The 20726-nt window shown below is 44.0% G+C and carries 21 protein-coding genes and 1 pseudogene; 1 reads left to right on the top strand and 21 read right to left on the bottom strand.

Features of this window, described 5'->3' with window-relative positions; all coding sequences use genetic code 11:
• Positions 1 to 6: 6 nt before the first annotated feature.
• Genes M654_RS08785 through M654_RS08760 form a run of 6 tightly spaced genes read right to left on the bottom strand, consistent with a single transcriptional unit; the run spans position 7 to position 7845 of the window.
• On the bottom strand, positions 7 to 315 hold the full coding sequence (locus M654_RS08785) for a DUF2577 domain-containing protein (protein ID WP_026586545.1): 309 nt from the start codon (positions 313 to 315) through the stop codon (positions 7 to 9).
• Positions 312 to 1292, bottom strand: a complete 981-nt coding sequence (locus M654_RS08780; RefSeq protein WP_026586544.1) for an XkdQ/YqbQ family protein — start codon at positions 1290 to 1292, stop codon at positions 312 to 314. Before M654_RS08780 ends, M654_RS08785 begins: the two co-directional genes overlap by 4 nt.
• Before the next feature lie 16 nt (positions 1293 to 1308).
• Entirely contained in the window at positions 1309 to 1968 is a 660-nt protein-coding gene (locus M654_RS08775) for a LysM peptidoglycan-binding domain-containing protein (RefSeq protein ID WP_026586543.1), read from the bottom strand.
• The gene (locus M654_RS08770; protein WP_026586542.1) at positions 1961 to 7213 is read right to left on the bottom strand and encodes a transglycosylase SLT domain-containing protein; all 5253 of its coding nucleotides are present in this window, start codon (positions 7211 to 7213) and stop codon (positions 1961 to 1963) included. Before M654_RS08770 ends, M654_RS08775 begins: the two co-directional genes overlap by 8 nt.
• Before the next feature lie 3 nt (positions 7214 to 7216).
• The gene (locus M654_RS08765; protein WP_094777351.1) at positions 7217 to 7366 is read right to left on the bottom strand and encodes a hypothetical protein; all 150 of its coding nucleotides are present in this window, start codon (positions 7364 to 7366) and stop codon (positions 7217 to 7219) included.
• Between the two features lie 29 nt (positions 7367 to 7395).
• A complete protein-coding gene (locus M654_RS08760; protein ID WP_026586541.1) occupies positions 7396 to 7845 on the bottom strand; it encodes a phage tail assembly chaperone in 450 nt (149 codons plus the stop codon).
• A gap of 138 nt (positions 7846 to 7983) precedes the next feature.
• On the opposite strand from M654_RS08760, the gene M654_RS23855 reads away from it, so the two are divergent.
• Positions 7984 to 8067, top strand: a complete 84-nt coding sequence (locus tag M654_RS23855) for a putative holin-like toxin (protein WP_152520987.1) — start codon at positions 7984 to 7986, stop codon at positions 8065 to 8067.
• 304 nt (positions 8068 to 8371) lie between these two features.
• Here M654_RS23855 and M654_RS08755 read toward each other — a convergent pair whose 3' ends face one another.
• From M654_RS08755 to terS, 15 genes and pseudogenes are all read right to left on the bottom strand, one after another.
• A complete protein-coding gene (locus M654_RS08755; protein ID WP_026586540.1) occupies positions 8372 to 8815 on the bottom strand; it encodes a phage tail tube protein in 444 nt (147 codons plus the stop codon).
• A gap of 1 nt (position 8816) precedes the next feature.
• Positions 8817 to 10217, bottom strand: coding sequence for a phage tail sheath family protein (locus M654_RS08750; RefSeq protein WP_026586539.1), 1401 nt, complete (start codon positions 10215 to 10217; stop codon positions 8817 to 8819).
• On the bottom strand, positions 10218 to 10442 hold the full coding sequence (locus M654_RS08745) for a YqzN/YkzM domain-containing protein (protein ID WP_051290353.1): 225 nt from the start codon (positions 10440 to 10442) through the stop codon (positions 10218 to 10220).
• A complete protein-coding gene (locus tag M654_RS08740; protein ID WP_026586537.1) occupies positions 10443 to 10883 on the bottom strand; it encodes a phage tail terminator family protein in 441 nt (146 codons plus the stop codon). It abuts the gene before it with no gap.
• Positions 10884 to 10896: 13 nt separating this feature from the next.
• Positions 10897 to 11394, bottom strand: a complete 498-nt coding sequence (locus M654_RS08735; protein ID WP_026586536.1) for an HK97 gp10 family phage protein — start codon at positions 11392 to 11394, stop codon at positions 10897 to 10899.
• The gene (locus M654_RS08730; RefSeq protein ID WP_026586535.1) at positions 11391 to 11747 is read right to left on the bottom strand and encodes a DUF3599 family protein; all 357 of its coding nucleotides are present in this window, start codon (positions 11745 to 11747) and stop codon (positions 11391 to 11393) included. Before M654_RS08730 ends, M654_RS08735 begins: the two co-directional genes overlap by 4 nt.
• Positions 11744 to 12139 carry a protein YqbG gene (gene yqbG, locus M654_RS08725; RefSeq protein ID WP_026586534.1) on the bottom strand — a complete coding sequence of 132 codons (396 nt, stop codon included), beginning with the start codon at positions 12137 to 12139 and terminating at the stop codon, positions 11744 to 11746. Before yqbG ends, M654_RS08730 begins: the two co-directional genes overlap by 4 nt.
• Positions 12140 to 12145: 6 nt before the next feature.
• On the bottom strand, positions 12146 to 12559 hold the full coding sequence (locus M654_RS08720; protein ID WP_026586533.1) for a YqbF domain-containing protein: 414 nt from the start codon (positions 12557 to 12559) through the stop codon (positions 12146 to 12148).
• 10 nt (positions 12560 to 12569) lie between these two features.
• Positions 12570 to 13505: a phage major capsid protein gene (locus tag M654_RS08715; protein ID WP_026586532.1), complete on the bottom strand. Its 936-nt coding sequence runs from the start codon at positions 13503 to 13505 to the stop codon at positions 12570 to 12572.
• A gap of 12 nt (positions 13506 to 13517) precedes the next feature.
• Positions 13518 to 14690 (bottom strand): XkdF-like putative serine protease domain-containing protein, encoded by a 1173-nt coding sequence (locus tag M654_RS08710; protein ID WP_026586531.1) that lies wholly within the window; start codon positions 14688 to 14690, stop codon positions 13518 to 13520.
• Positions 14691 to 14735: 45 nt separating this feature from the next.
• Complete coding sequence (locus M654_RS08705) at positions 14736 to 15998, bottom strand: hypothetical protein (protein WP_026586530.1); 1263 nt, start codon at positions 15996 to 15998, stop codon at positions 14736 to 14738.
• Positions 15999 to 16056: 58 nt separating this feature from the next.
• Positions 16057 to 16965 (bottom strand): phage minor head protein, encoded by a 909-nt coding sequence (locus M654_RS08700; RefSeq protein WP_026586529.1) that lies wholly within the window; start codon positions 16963 to 16965, stop codon positions 16057 to 16059.
• Positions 16958 to 18496 (bottom strand): annotated as a pseudogene (locus M654_RS08695) (phage portal protein). The gene M654_RS08700 and the pseudogene M654_RS08695 overlap by 8 nt, the downstream one beginning before the upstream one ends.
• Before the next feature lie 3 nt (positions 18497 to 18499).
• Positions 18500 to 19801 (bottom strand): PBSX family phage terminase large subunit, encoded by a 1302-nt coding sequence (locus tag M654_RS08690; RefSeq protein WP_026586528.1) that lies wholly within the window; start codon positions 19799 to 19801, stop codon positions 18500 to 18502.
• Entirely contained in the window at positions 19798 to 20667 is an 870-nt protein-coding gene (gene terS, locus M654_RS08685; RefSeq protein ID WP_026586527.1) for a phage terminase small subunit, read from the bottom strand. The genes M654_RS08690 and terS overlap by 4 nt, the downstream gene beginning before the upstream one ends.
• Positions 20668 to 20726: the final 59 nt, after the last annotated feature.

Raw genomic sequence — 20726 nt, 5'->3', positions numbered from 1 at the left:
CACCTCCTATATCTTATCGATCACAAAAAAAGATTGCCCGCCTGGCATGGCCGCAATCATCACATAGTCTCCTTTATTCAATTGATTGTAAAAACGAATCGTTTTTTTCTCTCCATCCAGCTCTATTTGCCTTGTGTGTTCTGTTAAATGTTCAGCAACAACCAATAAATCCGAAGGAATCACTAATTTGTCATTGTCCCGAATTCTAATGCTCAGCGGCGAAGCTGATACGACTTCCGCGGGCAGCACATCGACAGGTGACTCTGATTCAACAGCACCGAGAGCCAATTCTTTAATCGCATCACTTAACCTCATGATGAAACACCTGCAGGCGTATTATTTTTAGATACGACATCAATTGTCATGGTGTGTTTAGAGCCTTTAAATTCATGTTTGTCTTTATCCACCCAATATTTCTGTTTAATGCCGGCCTCCGGAATCGAGATATACACCGGCATTCCGCTTTGAAGATCTGGAATCCCAAGAGCCAGAATGCCTTTCAGCTCCTTTTGGACACCCTTTTTCTGTGACTGCCTAACATTGGCACGTTGCTGAAGCTGCGCCTGGTTGATATTGTCCGATACCGTCTCGACATACTGCAAAACCCCATACTTTTTTATACCGGAGCTGTCGCTTGCGGTAGCCGTATAGGTTTTCTTGTCTTTCTGTCGGCGCATTTTCACACGTGTCGCTGTGTCATTTATAGAGGTACTGTATTGATACTCCATAATATTGACGCCGGTCTCCAACACCCAGATTTCTGTTGGGTCCGACCATTCACGCAAACCGAGTTTTCCTTTCGATGAATAAAGCTGATAGTTTTTTCCCGTTTGCTTTTTGGTCTCTTTTAAGGCCTTCAAAATGATGTCATAAAGTGATGTATCATTTTTAAAAACAAGGGATTTAATCGTATACCCTGTGTTTGTGATAGAGGTCTTTGGAATTTGAAAATCATTGGCTATCCGGCGTACAATTTGGTCTGCCCGCGTGTTTGAAAAAACATAGACATCTTTATTTTTTACAAGGTACTGCAGCATGTCATAGGCGGTGAACACCAATGTATGTTCACCTGGCATCCGGGAAAATACAATCCCCCGGAACAACTCTTTGCCTTTCCATTTAAATAAAACCGTGTCGCCTTCTTGCACACTGTAATATTTTTGATCACCCTGCTTGATCACAATTGTCGCCTGAATGGAACGGGGAGCCTGATATCGTTGTCCTTCAAGTGAAACACTTTCAGTGATAAGCTCCCGCCACTCCGTTTCAGTTATCACAAATAGTTCAATCATATCCGCTCACCTATTCTCATTGAGGTATCTTTAATTTCTGACCAGGGAAAATCCAATGACCGGGCTGCCGTACGTTCCGTTTATCCCTCTTGATCATAGCTTTTTTGTTTGCATTCCAGATTTTCCGCCACTTCAGGCTGTTTCCGTAGAACCGGCCAGCAATATGCCAGAGCGTATCTCCTTTTTTCACGGTGTATACCTTTGGAGCTGACTTTGACGGCCGTTTCTTCTTCGTTTTGTTTTTTTGCTTGATCTTTCGCGGAGACGCTGTTTTATACTCTTTTAATGTGATATCAAAATCACGGTCCCCAATGTCTTTTTGACCTTCATGATGAGTAAAAGCATCGATGCTGCAGTTTAAATTAATCTTTGTTCCGGTAACAATAAATCGCACAGGCTTTTTATTTTTGATCCACCGCTCAATCGTCGCAATGGCGTTTTCTGGCGACGGGAACCCTTTATATTCAGACAAAGGGGAATACTTTTTTGGAAAATAGGATGAAAAGGAGATTGTTTTTGCGTTCGGATCATTGATGAATGTGATCTCGCCAAAGTTGGCCACTTTGACGGTTTCGTTCGCCATGTTATAGGTTACGTCTATTTTTTCAGGAAGAACGGGGAAGCGCAGCTTGTCCTTCCCCTGTGACAACCAAAATTCATAAACAGATTTAGTCAAAAGCTACACTCCCCTTCGTTCCAATGTTGATGTCCTCCTCTAATTCATCAACTAAGGCCTGTTTGATTTTATCAATCAAGCGATCAATATCTTGATCATTATGAAAATGCTGATCGCCGTTAAAATTGATATTGATTTCTTTGGTTCCGGATGGGATAACCGCTGTTCCCCCAGATTGACCAGACGTTGCAATGTCCACTTGATCAGACGATATGTCATTCTGCTGAACTGACGGATCATATACATCAAGACCAAGTGCTTGCGCTGCTTGAGAAAGCAGATAACGACCACGAATACCGCGTTCTTCTGGAATGATCCATTCTCGTTTTCCGCCTTCACCAATGCGGGCAATTTGTTCGTTTGTGATGAGGCCACCATTGGCATAACCCCTGTAGCCGCCGCCATTTCTCTTGCTTCTCATTCCCGGCGTGTTAAAAATTGAACCGTATCGAGCTTTGATGTAATTAATGGCTGCCACAGCATTATGAATCGGGTTCCATATATCATTTAAACCCTTCATCTTATAAGCGTTAAAAGTTGGATCAATCGTTTGCATTAACCCTTTGGATGGCGTGCCACGTTGGGCGTTGCTGTCCCACAGGTTAATAGCTCGGGGGTTTCCGCCTGATTCATGCATAGCCATTTGAGATAATGGACCAAGCCAACTCATCGGTGTGCCTGTAATCATAAGGGCTTTCAGCAGCCAATCTTTTATGTTTCCGCCTACTGACCCCATTCCTGCGAAAGCTGCAGCTAGAGAGCCAGCTTGTTTTTCGGCGAAGCTCTTCACATCGACAGAGCTTAGACCCTTCACAATTCCGACAGACGCAAAACGCCCGAGACTCATCATGACTCGGGATGGAGAATGAATCTCCAATTGATCGCGGAAGGCTTGTTCCACTTTCTTGGCCAGCTCTTTGGCAGCTTCTTTCACTTCACTACCTTTTGAATTCATACCCGTTATAAAGTTGCCAATCATGCCATTTCCCCAGCCGCTTGATGACTGTTTCGCATCAAGGAATGGCTTATTGATATGAGTGCTGACAAATTGGTTTGTACCTGTAGGCGTAGAATTCTGGCCAGCCGCGAATCCTTTGACAGTATTCACACCCCAAGAAGATGCTGAATTAACCGTATTTTGAAATGGCGCTTTGACTTTGGACTGCAGGAGGCCATCCGTACCGGTCGCCGTCGTATTTTGCCCTGCCGCATATCCAGTTACCACGTTTTTGCCAAAGGTTGGTGACAGGGTACTCAAACTATTAAATGGCTTCTGAATATTTTTCTGCTTCCAATCCTCCATTGAGACAACGTTTGAATTTAATCCTTCATCAAAACCATCTGTGAATTGCTGACCAAAAGACGATGCTTGATTCGTAACATCGCCACCCGCATTCATCGATGGTGAGACAGAGGCAGAATAAGAAGCCGCACTTGAAATAGGTGTTACAGTTCCTGCATCAGCGGATGCCGAACCAATATCATCGACAACCTGCATGCCAAGCTGAGTTGCTGCCTGTGCCAACAACATTTTTCCGCGCCCGCGGTTGTTTTGAGTTGGAATGACAAATTCGTTTCCGGCTTCCCCGATCCAGGAGATTGTTGGTTTGGTGATATATCCGCCCGTAGCCTTTGTATCTGGTTTCTTCTTCCGCTCGAAACCAGTCTTTTCTTTACCGATTTTTTCAAAGGCTGTTTCATTGTCACCATATATAAGATTGTTCCAGCCATCTTTTACAGACCCTCCAAAATCTTGTGCTTTTTTCCAGAGGTCACCGGCCCAACCAAATGCATTTTTAAATGCCGTACCGATTTCTTTGGCGAGGTCTAAAACGGGATCTAAAAGCTTATGAAACCACTTATCTATTCCCTTCCAGGTTTCTTTAATATTTTCTATAGCCTCTTCAAACTTGTTCCAGATCAGTTTAGCCAGTTTAATGACTGGTTTTAAAATAGGGTCCCAGACATATTCAACAAACCATGTTGATACGGTGTTCCATGTTTCCTGAATCCAATTCCATGCTTTAACAAGCCAGCCCCAAATGGCGGTTGCTGTGTGTATGGCCGGAACAAGAATGGGGTCCCAGACGTTTTCGACGAACCAAGTTGAAACGGTGGACCATGTTTCAGAAATCCAGTTCCATGCTTTAACGAGCCAATTCCACACATCTATTGCAAATTGGACTACGTGTGACAATACTGGATTCCAAACATAATCCATGAACCATGCTGAGACTGTAGACCATGTTTCAGAAATCCAATTCCATGCTTGGACAAGCCACCCCCACACATCTATTGCAAACTGAACGACATGTGACAATATTGGATCCCAAACATATTCCATAAACCATGATGAAGCAATCCCCCATACCAGCTGAATGGTGTACCAAGCTACCGTAAAGAAACCAACGACATTGTTAATGACTCTTACAGCGACATTATAGAAAGGAGTCCAAACGTTATCATTAAACCAGGTTGATACGGCGTTCCAAGTGTTTTGAATCCAAGTCCAAGCTTGGACGAACCAATCCCAGACCTGAATGGCAAAATCAACGACGGGTTTGATCAAAGGAGTCCAAACGTTGTCCTGGAACCAAGATGTGACGCTTGACCATGTGTCTTGAATCCAGGTGAGGGCATCATCAAGAGCTTTAGAGATTGGATCTGACACATTATCTGTGAACCAGTCAGACACCTTCTCCCATGTTTTTTGAATTTCCCCCCATGTTTTTTCTGATTTTTTTACAATGGAATCCCATGTCTTCATGATGCCGCCGTCATCAAACCACTTTCCGATGCTATTTCCAAGGTCTGAACCGCCAATGCCGCCAGCGATCCCACCGAGTACACCACCGACCGCTGTTCCGATTCCTGGTGCAATTAAAGTTCCAAGTGAAGCCCCGGCACTTGCTCCAGCAGCTGATCCTCCAAGACCGCCGCCAAAACCGCCTAATTTTTCACCTGCGTTGTCCTTATTTATGCCGATTAGCTCAGTTGCTGCGAGTGCGGTTCCCAAGATAGGAACACGTTTACCAATTGATTTGGCCCCTCTTCCAGCTCTACGCAAGAAGCCGCCACCTCTGGCTTGGTTTGGATTAGATGGAGAAACCCTTTCATCTCGGCCAAACCAAGGATTTCGGTACTCTCCCCTTCTTCCACCTCTCCTGTTTCTACCGGAGGATGTGAGTGGTCCCCCACCTGCTCCGCCGGAACCAGGTCTATTTTTTAACCACTTATATCCGGCGAATACACCAGAAATAAGCTTCCCAACAGGTTTTAGAAGGTGGCCAACCTTACCGATAAAAGCTAAAGCGAAGGCATCAGCGAGAAGAGCGCCGCCAACAGAACCTTGTCCAGTGACCGCATCCCAATTTAATTTGGCCAGCTTTCCTGCAATCCGCACTGATAGTTCAACCGGATCAAGAGCATCAACAAAACTGATAATAAATTGACGGCCGGCTTTTGTTCCTGCATTGACAAAGCCATTTTCGGATGATTTATCATCGATCCCCAATAGACCATTTATCACTCCGTTTATAACACCGCCGTAGGTACTACCGAGATTGCCCGCCATTTTAATTAAGCCGGGTTCGCCTGTTTTTCTCCACCATTCTCCGAAGACATCCTTCGTATTGTCGAGAACAATATGCCAGCGGGTTTCAAAATCCATATCCCTGTATTTTTGCAGCTGATCAAACCGTTTTTTCAGTTCAGGATCTTCTTTAAATTTCAGTTCGAACTCTTTCTTTTGTTTTTTTGTGAGTTCTCCTGGAAAAAGGATTTTGAACTGTTCACCGATGAAACCAAATACATTTTTCGTCGGATTCAAGAAGCTTTCTGCAAAAGCCTTTCCTGCCTTCTGAGCTTTATTTGTAAGGTCTGTCAGTACAAAAGAGTATTCACCGCGCCATTCTCTAAACGCTTCAAGAGCAGGCTGAAAGGCCTCTGCCAGCCCTTTTCCCCATGGCATGAGGATGGAGTTATTGATAAATGATTTTACTCCTAAAAATAAGTTAGTGAGGTTGTCAGACATCTTGACCATCATGTCATTGTATTTACTGAATTCCTTTGTTACCTGCGGCCAAGTTTTAGAAATGTCCTCTCCGCTCTCCGCTAACTTCTCAAGTTTGTTTCTCGTCTGACCAGAAATGGCCCCCATTTCTTGCAGGGCTGCCGTAGCATCCCCGATCGGACGGCCCGACTTGATGCCATCATATAGGCGACCCATCCAAAGAGAGACTTCCGAGAATGGTCGTTGAACACCTGCGGCTACGTCCCCGACAAGTTTCATCCCTTCTGCAGTTGAAAGAGCATTTCCGGTAAAGACTTGCAGCACCCGGCTTGATTCGAAAATTTCATCCCGTGTAAACGGAGTTTGGCCGGCAAAAGTTGTTAACTCGTCCAACCTTTTATTGGCCGCATCTCGGCTTCCGAGCAAGGTTTCAAATGCCGTCGTCATATTTTGACGATCAGCAACCATCTTTAAAGGAACCACAATTCCGCCTGTCGATCCCGCCCCTACACCGAGAATTCCGAGAGTTGAAGTTGCCGCGGAAGCGATCGCCTTCAGAGGTTTGGTTGCCAGGTCTAACACCTTAACTGTTGTGGTCCATGTCCGATTTAAATGTTCATTTGCAAAAGAAGTAATTCGGCGGGCAGGTGCCGTAAATCGATCAATAGCTTGAATGCTTGACCTGTAGTATTCAGGAATTTCACGCCTTGCGCTTGAGACAATACGATTGACGGTTCTCGTCACCATGTCTACCGCACGAACCGTGACATTATAGCCTCTTCCCAGCTGATCCCTTGCATATCTGGAGATACGGCGAATGACGGCCGTCGCCCGATCATTTGCCTCAATAATGATTCGGCGTGGGCCGGATAAGTGACGATCCAAATAGCGTCTAAGGCGCTGAATCGGTGGTGTTGCCCGGTCAACGACTCTCATCATAATTTCATGCGTCTGCGGCATCCTCCGAGCAATAAACCGATTGATTTTTTGCATTGATCGTGTCACCAAGTCCTTCACAGACAACACAAGCTGATGAGACCTGCCGATGTCCCGGAGAATGAACATATGAATTCTTCTCAACGTTTGACTGGCCCTGTCTCTTACACGAATAACAAAAGGGCGCTGCTCAGTCCTTTGTCTTAGTCTATTAATACGAGTCATCTCACCTCGGATAACACGCAGACGAGAGGTAATGCGATCCTGCAAATCAAATCGTGCGGATAATCTGGCCATAATCTATTTACCTCCCTTCTTTGCCTCTTTTTCTAGCACTTCAAGTTTGTGACCAATAAGCCCAAATAAAAACGCCTTGAAATTTCGCGGCGCTTCATAAATCTCTAGTAATTGGGATGGAGAATAATGAAGCTCATGCATGCAGTAATACAAATACACGGCCTCCTTATTCCCATCCTTGATTAGTTTTTTACAGCTGCTTCTAAATCTTCTGGGTCATCTTCAAACCCATTAATCTCAATAGCTTTCTGAAGCCAGTTCGCATATTCGCCGCCGACGGACAGGACACGCTTAGCAACCTCAACTGGATCAGGTGTTTTATATGCCTCTCTCAACTCTTTCGAACAGAAATCCGGATAAACAGTAGACTCTACCGCAATCCGTGCATAGAAACGTTGAGTGTCCAGGTCTTTCACGCGGCCCCGGCCTTTCACATTTTTATAAGTTGTATTCTCTTTTTCGAGCTCATCGATGCGCTCTGTCGTGATAGCTTTGAAGACAAAAGGAATGACATTCCCCTTTTTGTCTTTAAAACGCTTAGAGATAGGCACCATTACTTCTTCCGCTTCCTCTGTTTGTCCCGGCATAAAGAAGGAAAGATCATATACTTTTTCATTTTGTTTTTCGCTCATGTTTATTAGCTCCTTTTCATTTTGTTTGTGGGCAATAAAAAAACACTCTCGGTGTTTGAGAGTGTTATGGTAAAATATTCATTGTACATAAAGCTCGGCTCACTCAAGGGAAGTTAGCTCATCCCCTGAAAGGGGGGGATGCTTATGACAACATATGAGACAATCTCTTTAATGATTGCTTTTGGCATGTTGATTGCCGTGTTGTCGAAGAGAGATAAGTGAGACTTCCCTTGAGCCCTCGCAAAGTTCATAGGGAAGTCTCTTCCAAAGTGCGATTGAGCCAGCCCCTTTTGATGGGCCCGCTTTGTGTATGCCCGGTTGTTTGCGCAGCCGGGGTCTTTTTTAGTTTATGCAAGATGTTAAGAATGTAAACCATCTGACGCCCTTCACCGCTAATTATTATTAGTTATTTTGGTAACATCAGAAGACTTTGATATACATTCAGTATACATTCATTATCTACAAAACTAATTAATAATGCAATAAAAATTGTATCCTCAATACTTTTAATTGATGGTAAAACACATTAGAAAGAGTCATTCAGCTTCTCAGGCAAATCAAAATCCTCGAAAGTGAACGGCACTTCCTCTTCCAGTGCTTCCGAGTCTACATCGAGCCCCGCGATTTTGGCGGAGTCAAAGTTCACGTCGAACAGTGTGACCCGTTCAGTTCCGCGGCCGGAAGATTGGTCATCGAGAACCGCTTGCAATGTGAAATATGGATCTTCTCCCTTTTTCACATAGTTCAGCATCAGCTGCACAAATCGTGATGTGACTTTATAGAATGTCGCTGTTCCCGTTCCATTTGCCCCCGTTGTTTTATGCCCTGTCATACGACGGCCCATGACATTGACCTCTGCTTTGTTTTTCTCTACATTGGCCTCAAAGGTTTTGATAAAGGCCAATTCTTCCCCATCCAAAAACAGACGGCCTTCTTTTCCTGAAATCGTGTTTTGAGCTTTAAAAGCCATCTTACTTCACCTCCACATTGAAGTAGAATTTTTCAGCTGCGTCAACCGGCTGAACGGCCAGGTCAATCAAGAATCCGTCACGGTCCTCATTCAGCTTGATAGTCAGATCGTTTTCTGAATCAAAGCCTATAATCCCGTCTCCGTCCTGAAGTGTCGTCAGGTATTGAATGATGAGCGTTTTGACATACTGCAGGCCATCATCGGAAGCCGGGATATCACTGCCGGTTCCTTTTCTGGATTTAATAAGTGCTTTCAGTTCCCGTGTGAGATCGTTGTTGATGGCATCAAGTACCCGGATGATTTTGTTTTTCGAGAATTTTTTATTTTTCTCGGCCGTAAAAGTCGTGAGAGAATTAATATCCTTTTCAACGCTGACAGATTTATCGCGAGCGTCAAATGTGAATAAGAACTCTCCGTTGTTCAGCTTCTCAATGACTGTGTCATCGTCAAGGCGGTTCAGGACATCCACCGCGCCTTCGTATTCAACAAAGGTCAAGGATTGATTGAAAGAAGCTCCCGCGCTGGCCCCGGCTACCCATGCTGTAGCCTGATGCGGCGCAATCTCTGTACCGTCTTCCAACAGAACGCCTTCTGTCACATTGATAATGCCTTCATAATCGCCTTTATATCCGAAAAGGACACCTTGGACCTTGCGCCCTTGTTTATCGCGTAAACGCTGAATAAATGAAACGAATGTGGCTTTCAATTGCTCGCTTGTTTCTATCGGGAGAGCGATGGTGTCAAAGTATTCTGTTTCAGCTGCCTCCAAGAAATCCATATAGTCTTCATTCGTGGCCGTCTTGTCTGTACCGCCTGAAAGCCGGACTCCAGCAGAAGGATTTAGTTTTCCTTCTTCTTCATCACCTTCAGCCCCCGAAAGTGGAATCGTAATCGTCAGTTCTCCCTTACCGGTAAAGGTGACATATTGATTGGCTTGCAGTTCTTCTGCTTTAGAAACCGTTTGTTTATCCACTTCAGACTGATTAAAAAACGTGGTGACATCAAACTTTGAAGAATCCAAGACATTTTCGCTGACTTGAATGATGATGTCATTTCCTTTTGTGCCGCCGTAATTGGCGGTTGCTTTCACGCCCTCACCAATATCTCCAGTTGCGCGGTTTCCCTCATTCAAGCGATACAGGAGAACCGTCTGGGCTTTTTTCTTGGCTTCTCTGAATAAAAGCAGGGATGGGTCATCTATCGGCAATCCAACCTTTTTATTCAGATCCTCGATATTTGAGATTGAAATGAATTTTTTTGCTTCTCCCCAGCTTGTATTCACAGGTACAGCTGCAATCCCACGTTCGCCGAGAGAAACACGTTCCTGTGCTGTTGTTTTAAAATTAAAATAGATGCCGGCACGTTCTTTTTCTTTGCCTGGTGTGAATGTTCCGCCGTTCATTTATTTAGCCTCCTTCCGAAGAAATTCACGAATGCGTTTCTTCGCTTCTGATTTAGTCACTTGCTTCTGGTTCAAACCAAAAAGAGCACCGTCCAGAACTTCCGGTTTAACCCCGAACAGCTCTTTACTGTGCTCCCGTAAGTCTTGAATCTGAAAGAGAGATTCTGGGCGGCGCGTGGCATTCAGCCCCTCAATCTCTTCATTTTTTGCTTTCTTTGTGTCCACTTATTTCACCCCGCTTGTAAAATCAAAATCCTGAAGAGACGGCTTTTCATCTCTTTTGTACCAATATCGGCTGTTCCATTGAACAACCAACACAGCGACCCCTTTATCAGATATTCGTGATTCTATCCGATTGATTCGCAAAGATTCCCCCGTCTCCGTTCCTTCAGTATCAACAAGAGGAATCGTGCTGCGCCTTTCCCGTACAGCCTCAGCGATCTTCTCAGCTTCATCGTGGGCCTGTTGTGAATCCTTATGAAACAGCTTCACATTGAGGCTGTACGCTTTCATATACGTTGACACTGTGTCATTCCCATCCGCTACAGAAGGCGGCGGGAAATAGAGAGACGGGGTTTTAATTTGAATAGGAATCTCCCGGTCATATATTTGGACGGGAAACACCCGATAAAAGAAGTTCATAATGGACCCGACTTCATCGTTCAAGCCATCACCACCTTTAGAATTCATCCAGCCATTCCTGAAGCTTGCGGTCTAAGCTTTTTTCAAACATTCGCTCAAAGATCGCCAGTGCATTGTCCCAGAATCCGGATCCGTCAATCCATTGAAACTTCAGCAGCATTCCGGTTTCCGCAGCGGGATCATATTCAAAGCGGTCACCTTTCCATCGCCCAGGAACCCACCGGCGGTCGAGATTCTTTGATGGATCAATTGTAAAGTGCCCGTCGTTTACAAAAGAAGCGTATTCCAAATTGGTCCCTACATCCAATGTCAGACTGCCAGCGGTCGTAGAGAAAATATTGTCTGCGTCACCCTTCTCAAAGGAGTTTAACAGGCGGCGCGTTTCGACGGTTTCAGTTTTCATAATTTCATCTTGAACAATATCCAAAAACTCATACCCCATCGCCTCAAGCCAAAGCTCATATTGGCTTTGAATCCCTCCGTCAATTGCTTCATCGAGAGCCTGAATAAATTCATCCAAGCCGTCAATTCTCATAGATCGTCACTCCTGACTACCATCACTTCGATGTGATGATTTTTAATTTTTCTTGGCTTCTGCAGCTTATAAGAAGTTCCTTCCCAAATCACTTTGTCATTGAGTCGAATATCCGCTGAAGCTGGGAAATGAACCAGAAAAGAGTGAACGATCAATGTATTCGGTTCCTGCTGCACAACGGATTGATTTTTCTCCGTAAAGTAACAAGCTTGATCCAAAATATCCGGTTCATCGGGATAAGAGAATTCTGGCTGGCCATCCTGAACCGGAACACCATACCGGGATTCCGCCGGCTGCTCCTCTTTTAGATGGTAGATGTCACAGCGGTGTGTTAAGAGCCGACTGTAGCTCATAATGCTCTCACCCTAAGGAGAAAAGATCCTTTACCATCAGGTGGGACATTTGGATCCTCAACAAAATCTTTTAATAGATTTTCGACATCTGGCTTTTGAATGGTCTGACCGTCTCCAAGCGTATAGGAATAGTCTCCGATTTTTTCAGATTTATAGCCCTTGACGATAGATTCATCAGAATTGATCAAGGCGAAATATTGCGCCATCTTTAATAAGGCAAGCTTGACCTTTTCTGGCATCTGCTGATATTTCTCATCAGAAAAATTATGCCCGACAATGCTTTGAATCTCGGTTTCAGCCTCTAAAATATCATGCTGAAGCAAATCCTCAGGCCGAGCCTTTACCGTATCGAAAACAGAATAGGCAATCACTTCGTCAGGAGTGATCAGCATCCCGCATCACTCCCCTTGTTTCTGCAGGATGAAGGCAATCCTTTCATCTGCGTTTTTAAACGCTGCAGGATCGCCGCCAAGGTCAGAGATAATGTCCTCTTGTCCTGCCTTCGTCATGCCTCTCAATTCTGATTCTGTGTATACTTTCGAAGCAGGCGATGCCGCTGATATATTAGCGGCCGCTTCCTCTTCATTCGATTCGCCGCTACCTTCTGCACCATCATCCTTGGACTTGCCGTCAGTCTCTGGGTCTTCTTTCTCTTCTTTTTCTTTGATTAATTTACAATCAAACTGTTCATTGTCTTTAAGATAGAGATACACCGTTTTCTTGACGTCTCGCTCTGCACCCAGGGTAAAAACATGGTCCATGACATCGTAAGTTTTCCCTTTGATCAGTTGCGCTTTATAGGTATCTGCCATGCGTCTTCACCTACTCTTTGACCTTGATGATTTTGGCTACCGCGTCCTCTTCCTCAAACACGCTGTCCAGTTTTGCTGTCAAAACAATAATGAATTTTCGGCGGCGGATATCTTTATCGACTTCAATTCGGATATTACGGGAGAAGCCGAGCACGATGTTTTTCGGATGAGTCAAAATGACGTCTGATACGTCGATCGCTTTTTCTCCTTCGCCTGTGGAATATGGCTGCATGTTTGCGATTCCTTTGATCGGCACACCAAAAGCAGAAGAAAGCCCGCCTTGAACGGCAGCGTCCCCCAGATTGGTTTGACGATCGGCCACCTTATCCTTCCATTCAACTTCGATACCTGGTGAAGTATAGAAACGGAATTCCTGCGGCACGCGCAAATATTTAGGCGGTACAGCCTTATAACCCCGTTTGAAAATTTGCCGTGACAACTCTCCCCCCGCAGCATCCACAATGTGAGATTGGGCTTGCTTACGAATTCCATCAATTTGTGCAAGGAATGAATCATCTGATTTTGAATCCCCGTTAATGATCAATTCCTCGATATCCACTGCCGCACGCTCAGCCAGCATTTGCATGATGGTGTTTTGCAGGCCATCTTTTTCGATGTTGTTTTCGAGTGTGTCATACGTGATGTGGACTTCTGCGATGACTTCTTTTGCGTTCAGACCGATCGTACTTGTAGTTGGAACAGCTCTTTCATCAGAAGAAAGTGACTTTCCTTCCTCTGCTGCCCTCAAAATACGCTGGCCAAAACCGATCTTCTCAAATTTCTGTGCATCGTGGTCCATCGGAATGACGCGGGCATCATTTAAAATTGTTGGCGTATCTTGCACCATACGGATAAACGTTGATGCTTGAGTCGGATTCATTAGGCCGCCGCTTTTCAGTGAAGCGAGCGTCATTTCTGCCTTGTTGATAATCTCCTGGTTTCTCATCGTATTCCTCCTTTAAAGTAACCCGTCCCAAACGGACTTTTTCACTTCTTCTTTGTCTGATTCTTGATCAGATCCCGCTTGTTTTGAAATACCGCGGCTCTTTTCAACAGCTTCCAACCGCTCTTGAATAGGTGAGAGCTTTTGTTCAAGCAGCTCATCCATTTGTTTGATGACGGACTGTTCTTGTTTTTCATCCTCTCCGTCGCCCTCTGCAGATTCCGCTTCTTTTTCAATATCATCAAGTCGCTTGGTGATCGGGTTTAATTTGTCATCAAGCAATTTCTCAATATCTTCTTTTTTCAACTCGTCTTCCTCCTTTTCTGCTTCTGCCTGACTCAGCAAATTGCCAAGTGCAGTATGAGCGCTTTTAATTTCCTGTAGGTTAGCAGCCGAGATTTTACGGCCAGCCTTTTGGAGTTCTTCTGGCTTTGGCCCGATCGCCTTCTGAATATCATCAGCAATCAATATCTCCTGGGCGATATTCACAAGGTCTTCTAAGGCTTCTCTGATTTTTTCAGGATCGTTTTCCATCTCCTTAGGAGAACCCCAATTAAACAGAACTGAGTTCAACGCATCTTGAGCAGCCCAAAATTCGCGGCCGCTCCGTCCGTAGTTAAATCGATCCTGAACTTCTCCCTTTGTAAAGAAGTTTTTCAGCAAATTAAAAAGCCCTTTCTCTTCATTGGCAGAAGGAGAAAAAGGCTTCTCTTTTTGTTTTTCGATTGTTTCGGCGGTCCCAGCCATTGAATATCCGGTGATGTCGCCTTTTTTGATCTGTTCCCAAACCTCATCCGAAGCTTTTGTGACAAGCACCCAGGATCCTTTTTTTATGGTTTCACCATTGACCTCAAAGTCCGCCGGCGCGACATAGGATTCCACCACTTCACCGACGCCGCCTTGAAAATCATGTTGCTTATCAATCTCCCTGGCATCCTTCAGGAATCCGTGGGCAGCTTTTTCAATTTCATCAGCGGTCATGAAGTCACCGTGTGCGTCGGGCGTATCTGGTTCATATACGATTCCGTATACAAGCTTTTTTTCATCCTCCGCTTTTGTCAGGACTTTAATTTCTTTCTGAAAGTCAGGCTGCTTTTCTGACTTCATAAAAAAGAACTGCTTTTGATTAGCAGCCTTGTCTACGTAAGAAACGTGTGTAATTTTTGCGTTTACCAATTCTCGAGGCATTTTAGTTCACCTCCTTTCAAAAATAAGACAGTGTACACACTGTCTTTAACTCTCATCCTTCTGAATAAGTTTATTATATTCTTCCTCTTTTTCTGGATTCTTGTTAAAGAATTCTCTTATTAGAGGTAGTAAGCGTTTGGGAGGAAATAAAGCCTTTCTAGCGGCCTGAATGGCTTTAGCAACTGTAATATCCATATTGAAGTTCTTAAGATAGTATAATACTAAATATTTATTTCTGTTACCCCATTCAAAAGAAGTGGATATTTTGTAATCATCAAAAGCTTTTTTATAAAACAATTCAAAAAAACCAATCCCCTTTAGAATCATCACATCGAGTTCTTCAATTGGTTCTATAAACCATACATCCATATCAAAAATCTCTGTATCTACATTTTGAAACATGTGTAAAATAGATTCTTCCATCTCAGTTGTCGGTATGAGATTATTTTTAACTAGTTCAATAAAGATCTTATAATCAGATATATCACGAAAACTCTTCCAAGTTGATCTAATAAATGTTTTTTCTCCCGAGAAATGTTTAATCAAATTAGGAGCTTGTCTGAAGATACTTAAAGTAAAGGACCTGAATTCGTCTCTAGTTAAGAATTTTATTAAGATCTTCAAATAAGCATCGTTCAAATATTTCAACAAACCTTCCCATAAAGGGGTTTTCTTCCCTTCCACTTCAATATAATCACTGAAAGTAGCCGACTTAGTTAAGTTTATTAAGTCTTCGAAAAAACTTATTAAGTCTGGTTGATCTATAGATTGTGGTATTTGTAATATTATTGGTTCAATACTAGTATTAGGAGGAGTTAAGCTAGGATCAAAGTAGTCTTTGATTCGTTCTAGCATATAATCCTTACTTCCATTAACCCTAAATTTTAATGAGTTGGACTGTAAGAAAAACCAAAAAGCTTCAACATGTGCTCCACCTATCATATTCCCTTTTGCATGAGCACAGTCATTACGCCTGTTTTTCCAATAAAAATATTGGTCATATAGATCGTCATTCAGACTAAAAATCGGCTTCTTTTTATTTTGAACAGCTTTTATTACTTCCTTATCCCAATTATCGTCATTTAAAAATTTTTTCTGATATGTACTCCACTCACTTTCACTATAATTGTCTGGACTCTTTGCTTCCAGTATTCGGTCTTTTAATACCGTTTGAAATCCTAAGAAAGAAAATAATAGTGATGCCCTGTAGGCAGCAGCATTGTAACATTCTATACTTTCATTAAAGAGAATGTTCGCTTCATCACCAAACTTCTGTGACTCCACCCATTCCAAAAAAGGATTTCTCATGAATTCAATCACCTTACTTTCATAAAAAGTATGATAATTGTACCATGATTTCAGCAATTCATTTCCAGATTTTTTTTCGCATTACTTCTTTTTCTTTTGCTGACAACCCTAAAATTTTGTTATCAACCACGGGTGATAGAACGCAATGACAATGAACCCGCTCTTTGGCTGACAGCTTTGAATCCCTCGGATGCATACAAGTTTCACCGCTCCCCGGGATCGTAAATTCTTCATTGACACCAATGACCGTTCCATCGAGAGCCATATGATTTTCACGTGGATTGTTTTTCTTTCCCCCGCTGTGCCTCCACTTTTTCGCAATGACAGCCGGCGATTGAGAATAAGCCTCCTGCTGCGCCGCAGAGGAAGCGGCAAGCACTTCAGTTATGGCTGTTGTTCGAGCCCGGCCTCTATCAAACTGCGGCAAGTCCCTGAGAGTCAATTCAATGTCCTGAATAGAAGCACCGTCCTCGATGGCTTCTGTCAGCACATCTTCTACCGCTTCATGGGTATTTAATTTCATGATCTCGGCCAGCTCTTCGGACCAGCCTTTGATCCAATTTGTTGAACGACTCGAAAGAATTTTAAACGGTACTTCGGGATCCAATGAATCCATGATGACAGTAGCCAGCTCCTCAATGGTCTGCTGCAGGAAACCTTCTGTCAGCTCCTGAAATTGCTCCTCGAAGTCATCCCCTGCAAATAGATTCTGCGTAAAATACACCAGAATGGCTTCTAACGTCTCTTTTGAGTCTTTGCTTACAAAATCATTCAGACCACTTAAAAACTTCTTACGCTGGCGCCTGATCAATCTGGCGACCTTTTTTTCATATTCCTGAACATAACCGGGTATTTTAGAAAGGCCGGGGAAATCAGGTATAACCTCCACGAGTGATTTTTCATCATCTTCCTCGGCTTTTTGAATAAAGGTGTTCAGACTGTTTAAAAGCTGATCGGTCTTATTCATTTTGCTTCAGCTCCTCGAGGACATCCCTCATATCCTTCAGCAGCATAATCAAATCCTCTGACCGATTATCTTTTGATTTTTGAAAAAGAGCCTGCAGCGGATCAGAAGAATTGTTTTGTACCTTGCCAATCGGCCGGCTGTACTCATCCTCTGGCCATTCTTCAAGCGTCTTACCAAGCACCCGCCCGGCCAGATCCCGGAGATCGTTGGGAGATACTGCGCCGGCATTAATAAAAGGCCCCAACACTTTGGCAATCTCCATCGGATCACGGAAGTCCGGGCCTTTTAAAGTGAGCTGTGCATGATAAATATTCAAATCAGACAGAAACAAATTATTCAGTTTGCCGGTTATAATTTTTCTTTCCGGCTGGAAGACTTGTTCCTCTGTGATTTTTCGAGCGGTGTCCGCGGTTGCCTTGTTATACTCGTGTGCTTCCCCTGTATAAAGCGGCGGTAGACGGAAGGCAGAACGCAGCTAGCTTCTGCTTTTCTCGTCATATTCAAGGAATAGGGCATCTTGCTGCAGAATTTCGCCCAGGGACTTAATATCAACCTTGACGGAGGATACATCCTCTTCCCCGGTAATGCCCTTTTCAGTTGGTATCCCCTCAACCTCAAGCAGGAGAAATTTATGAGCGTTTTCTGTGCCTTCAAGATCATTCATGTATTCCTGCAGCTGTTGATAAGAGGCTTCAGAAAGCATCCCGTTTTCGACTGTGATGGCTGCTGGGATATGGCGCCCTTGCTTAAAGTACATGTAATTCAGTTCTTCCGCTTTTCTGGCCCCGTATAGATTTACGATATGCCCAATCCAACGGGGAACGCCATAAGCACCGCTGCCGAGCTTGAAGTGAATGACTTCGTTAGCTTGAAGCTCCTCTGGAGTGTTGGCTTCATATTTGCCAGTCCGCAAATTCATAATTCGCGGATCCCCGTATTCCTTGAAGAAGACCTGTTTTCCATCAACCATCTGAACATACTTCCGGAATCTTTTCTTCCGCTTCATCGTTTTGATTTCATTGTGCTCCCGAAATGTGAATTCTACTTCGATAGGCTCCGTATAGTGGCACACCCTCATGTTTTTAACGTCCAGATATTCAACTCCCGCTGGTTTCCCGGCCCCGTTGCGGAGGACTTCTAGAAATCCGTTCCCGGTTTTCTCCCGGTCTTCTACAGCATACCCGACAACAATTTCGGCCGATTCGTCAAAATGAAGGTAGCGGATAAATTCCTCAAGCCGTGTCCAGTCATTTTCCGCAGCCTGCTTTTTTTCAGACTGTACATCATCCCCATTGATATCAAAGGTGTATTCCACATCAAAGCCAAAACCGAGAATATTTGTCTTATAGGCATGAATGCATTGCTGCAGAATCGTCGAATATTCTGCGATACTTTTCAGTTCCTTCAAATTGTAAGGCGGCGCAATGATGTCATTTTCTTGATAGGTGAACTGATCTTCATAAATCTGTTTAGTCGTTTCGCTCGACGCATTCGCTTTGAACACGGTGGCTTTCACAGATTGTTGAGCCATGCTTTACCTCCTCTCTCTATTTGGCCGCGGCCGGATTTTCGGTTTCTCCTTCAGATCGGTGACCTCGTAATCATCGAGGGCATACCAGATGGCCGAAAGAGTGTGGGGATCGATCTTGAATTCATCTTCAATGATGTTACCCAGCTTGTCCTTTTTATAGGTCAGCGGCTTGAGTTCAAAAATGGTGTTCTTGCATTGGTCGGAACAAATGATCTTTTTAAACCGCTTGATCTTTTTCGTATACTGTAGGCGTGAACCCTGGTACTTGTGGGCTCCCACCATATTGAAACCCTGCTGCCGGAAATACTGAATCGTTTTAGGCTCCGCTGAATCAGCTTTGATAAGCTCCTGGGTTTTCTTGAATTCTTGGAGTTCCTCTGCCGTTCGATCATCGGTCATTCCTCGCTTGTAATACTCCCAGTAGACATAGAGATATTTTTTCTTATGGTCTACCGCAAGCCGTACAACGGCGTTATAGGATTCTTCAAAACCGAAGTCCATTCCTACCCGCTTAATCGGGCAGTCAATGTTCGAGACGGCCTGCATTACTTCATCGTGTGGCCATTCTTCAAACTGAGGAAAAACCCGAACCCCATTCACACCAAAATGACCTTTCCGGGCGATGCGGTAAAGGTCTGGATCGTATTCTTTCAGTTCATCCAGCTGCTTCACGTAGCTTTTCGGCAGAAACAAATTATCATCAGCAGTAGAATGATGATAGTATGTGTCATTTAAAACGATCGTTCGCTTTTCATACAGCTCTTTATCATCCAGGACAAATCGATTATTCAGATCGTCTTTAAAGAAATGCTTATATGTCCAGTTGTCTTCCCCGACCGGGTTCGTGGAAAAAATCATATGAAGCGGCAACGTAGGATGCCGTAGACGGCCGAGAAGCTCTTTAAAGCCTTCATATTTGACCTCTGAACATTCCTCAATCCAAATGATTGAGATGTTATTGATCGATTTCAGTTTAGCCGGTTTATCCAGCCCTTTGAAGATGATGCGGCTGCCATTTGGAAACCTGACCTGCATCGGGGATGTCATACACCTTACGATATGATCAATCTCTAAATCATTGATGATCTCTTCAAAAAGAGAGAATGTAGAATCCCGGTGAGTGTCGTACACTTCACGAATGACTAATACTGTCCGTTTTTCTTCAAGAAGCTTCAAAATGAGCTTGAGAGCAATGTGATAGCTTTTGGATGATCCGTAACCGCCGACGAGCAGCTGAAATTTTTGATTCCAGTCAAAAAGAAAGTCTTCGAAATGCGGATTGACTTCTTTTTCTTTTACCGTCATTTACCCTCACCCTTACGAGTAATTGTGATATTCACAGAATTGTCCACAGGGCGGGCAGTCAGGCGTTCAAGTTCAACTTGCTTTGTCTCATTTGAAAGATAGATGCCGCGGAGCTTCAATTCATGCTCATCCATTAAGCGGATCATATCGTATTTCTGACGAATTGCTTTCAGCCGCTTATCTGTTACACGAGTGAGCGCCTCTTCAATGTTCAAGATGTCATCAATCGCCCTCATCTCGGTTTCTTCAATTTCGGTTACGACAAGACGCTCATTCATGACTGGGACCGGCTTAACAAGTCCATTTTTATCCGGCGTCTGAACGATATCCTTTACCTTACGCATTTGTTGCAGCACGCGGCGCTGTTTTTCAGATAAACCGTTCTGGATTCTATTTATTCGCTGCATCATCCGCCGCTCCCGAAGACTCAACTCCCTGATCGTTAAATCAATTTGATAAAGCGGATCGGTTTCAATTTCTCCAAATAGCTGTCGCTCGTCCTCATTTAAAAAGTCCCACATGATCGTTTCATATTCGCCGGTACGGACGGAATTTTTATTCCCTTTTGGAGCAGCACCGCCCCTATTCCCTTTTGCATTTTCGTTTCCAGGTGGTGCCTTTCCGCCCTTGTTTCCTTTGGCGTTTTTATTCCCTATTGGAGCGCCGGGACGAAAAGGAGCGCTCCCATTCGATTTAGGAGCGCTCCCTTTGAATTTTTCTTCCCATTTATCTGTTGCTTTCCATTTGCGGACGGTACTGCTTGAGACGCCCAATTCATCCGCGATGTCTTTTAATTTCTTGGTTCCGCTGCTTTCTTTCCATAAACGGAACGCTTCGTCACGTCTTGGATCACGCGGTCTCGCCATTACATTTCACCCACCTCCGCAACCTGAATTGAGTTTGAGTTTGTTTTGATAATTCCATA

It is taken from the genome of Bacillus sp. NSP9.1 (genome assembly GCF_000465465.2).
Classification (GTDB): Bacteria; Bacillota; Bacilli; order Bacillales; family Bacillaceae; genus Bacillus; species Bacillus sonorensis_A.
The sequence above is the reverse complement of the archived record's forward strand: the minus strand, read 5'-3'. Positions and strand labels throughout refer to the sequence as shown.

Bases quoted from the DNA above. Each gene is read 5' to 3' on its own strand.
- M654_RS08785 (WP_026586545.1), bottom strand. From the start codon at position 315: ATGAGGTTAAGTGATGCGATTAAAGAATTGGCTCTCGGTGCTGTTGAA.
- M654_RS08780 (WP_026586544.1), bottom strand. From the start codon at position 1,292: ATGATTGAACTATTTGTGATAACTGAAACGGAGTGGCGGGAGCTTATC.
- M654_RS08770 (WP_026586542.1), bottom strand. From the start codon at position 7,213: ATGGCCAGATTATCCGCACGATTTGATTTGCAGGATCGCATTACCTCT.
- M654_RS08760 (WP_026586541.1), bottom strand. From the start codon at position 7,845: ATGAGCGAAAAACAAAATGAAAAAGTATATGATCTTTCCTTCTTTATG.
- M654_RS23855 (WP_152520987.1), top strand. From the start codon at position 7,984: ATGCTTATGACAACATATGAGACAATCTCTTTAATGATTGCTTTTGGC.
- M654_RS08755 (WP_026586540.1), bottom strand. From the start codon at position 8,815: ATGGCTTTTAAAGCTCAAAACACGATTTCAGGAAAAGAAGGCCGTCTG.
- M654_RS08750 (WP_026586539.1), bottom strand. From the start codon at position 10,217: ATGAACGGCGGAACATTCACACCAGGCAAAGAAAAAGAACGTGCCGGC.
- M654_RS08735 (WP_026586536.1), bottom strand. From the start codon at position 11,394: ATGAGAATTGACGGCTTGGATGAATTTATTCAGGCTCTCGATGAAGCA.
- M654_RS08730 (WP_026586535.1), bottom strand. From the start codon at position 11,747: ATGAGCTACAGTCGGCTCTTAACACACCGCTGTGACATCTACCATCTA.
- yqbG (WP_026586534.1), bottom strand. From the start codon at position 12,139: ATGCTGATCACTCCTGACGAAGTGATTGCCTATTCTGTTTTCGATACG.
- M654_RS08720 (WP_026586533.1), bottom strand. From the start codon at position 12,559: ATGGCAGATACCTATAAAGCGCAACTGATCAAAGGGAAAACTTACGAT.
- M654_RS08715 (WP_026586532.1), bottom strand. From the start codon at position 13,505: ATGAGAAACCAGGAGATTATCAACAAGGCAGAAATGACGCTCGCTTCA.
- M654_RS08710 (WP_026586531.1), bottom strand. From the start codon at position 14,690: ATGCCTCGAGAATTGGTAAACGCAAAAATTACACACGTTTCTTACGTA.
- M654_RS08705 (WP_026586530.1), bottom strand. From the start codon at position 15,998: ATGAGAAATCCTTTTTTGGAATGGGTGGAGTCACAGAAGTTTGGTGAT.
- M654_RS08700 (WP_026586529.1), bottom strand. From the start codon at position 16,965: ATGAATAAGACCGATCAGCTTTTAAACAGTCTGAACACCTTTATTCAA.
- M654_RS08690 (WP_026586528.1), bottom strand. From the start codon at position 19,801: ATGACGGTAAAAGAAAAAGAAGTCAATCCGCATTTCGAAGACTTTCTT.
- terS (WP_026586527.1), bottom strand. From the start codon at position 20,667: ATGGCGAGACCGCGTGATCCAAGACGTGACGAAGCGTTCCGTTTATGG.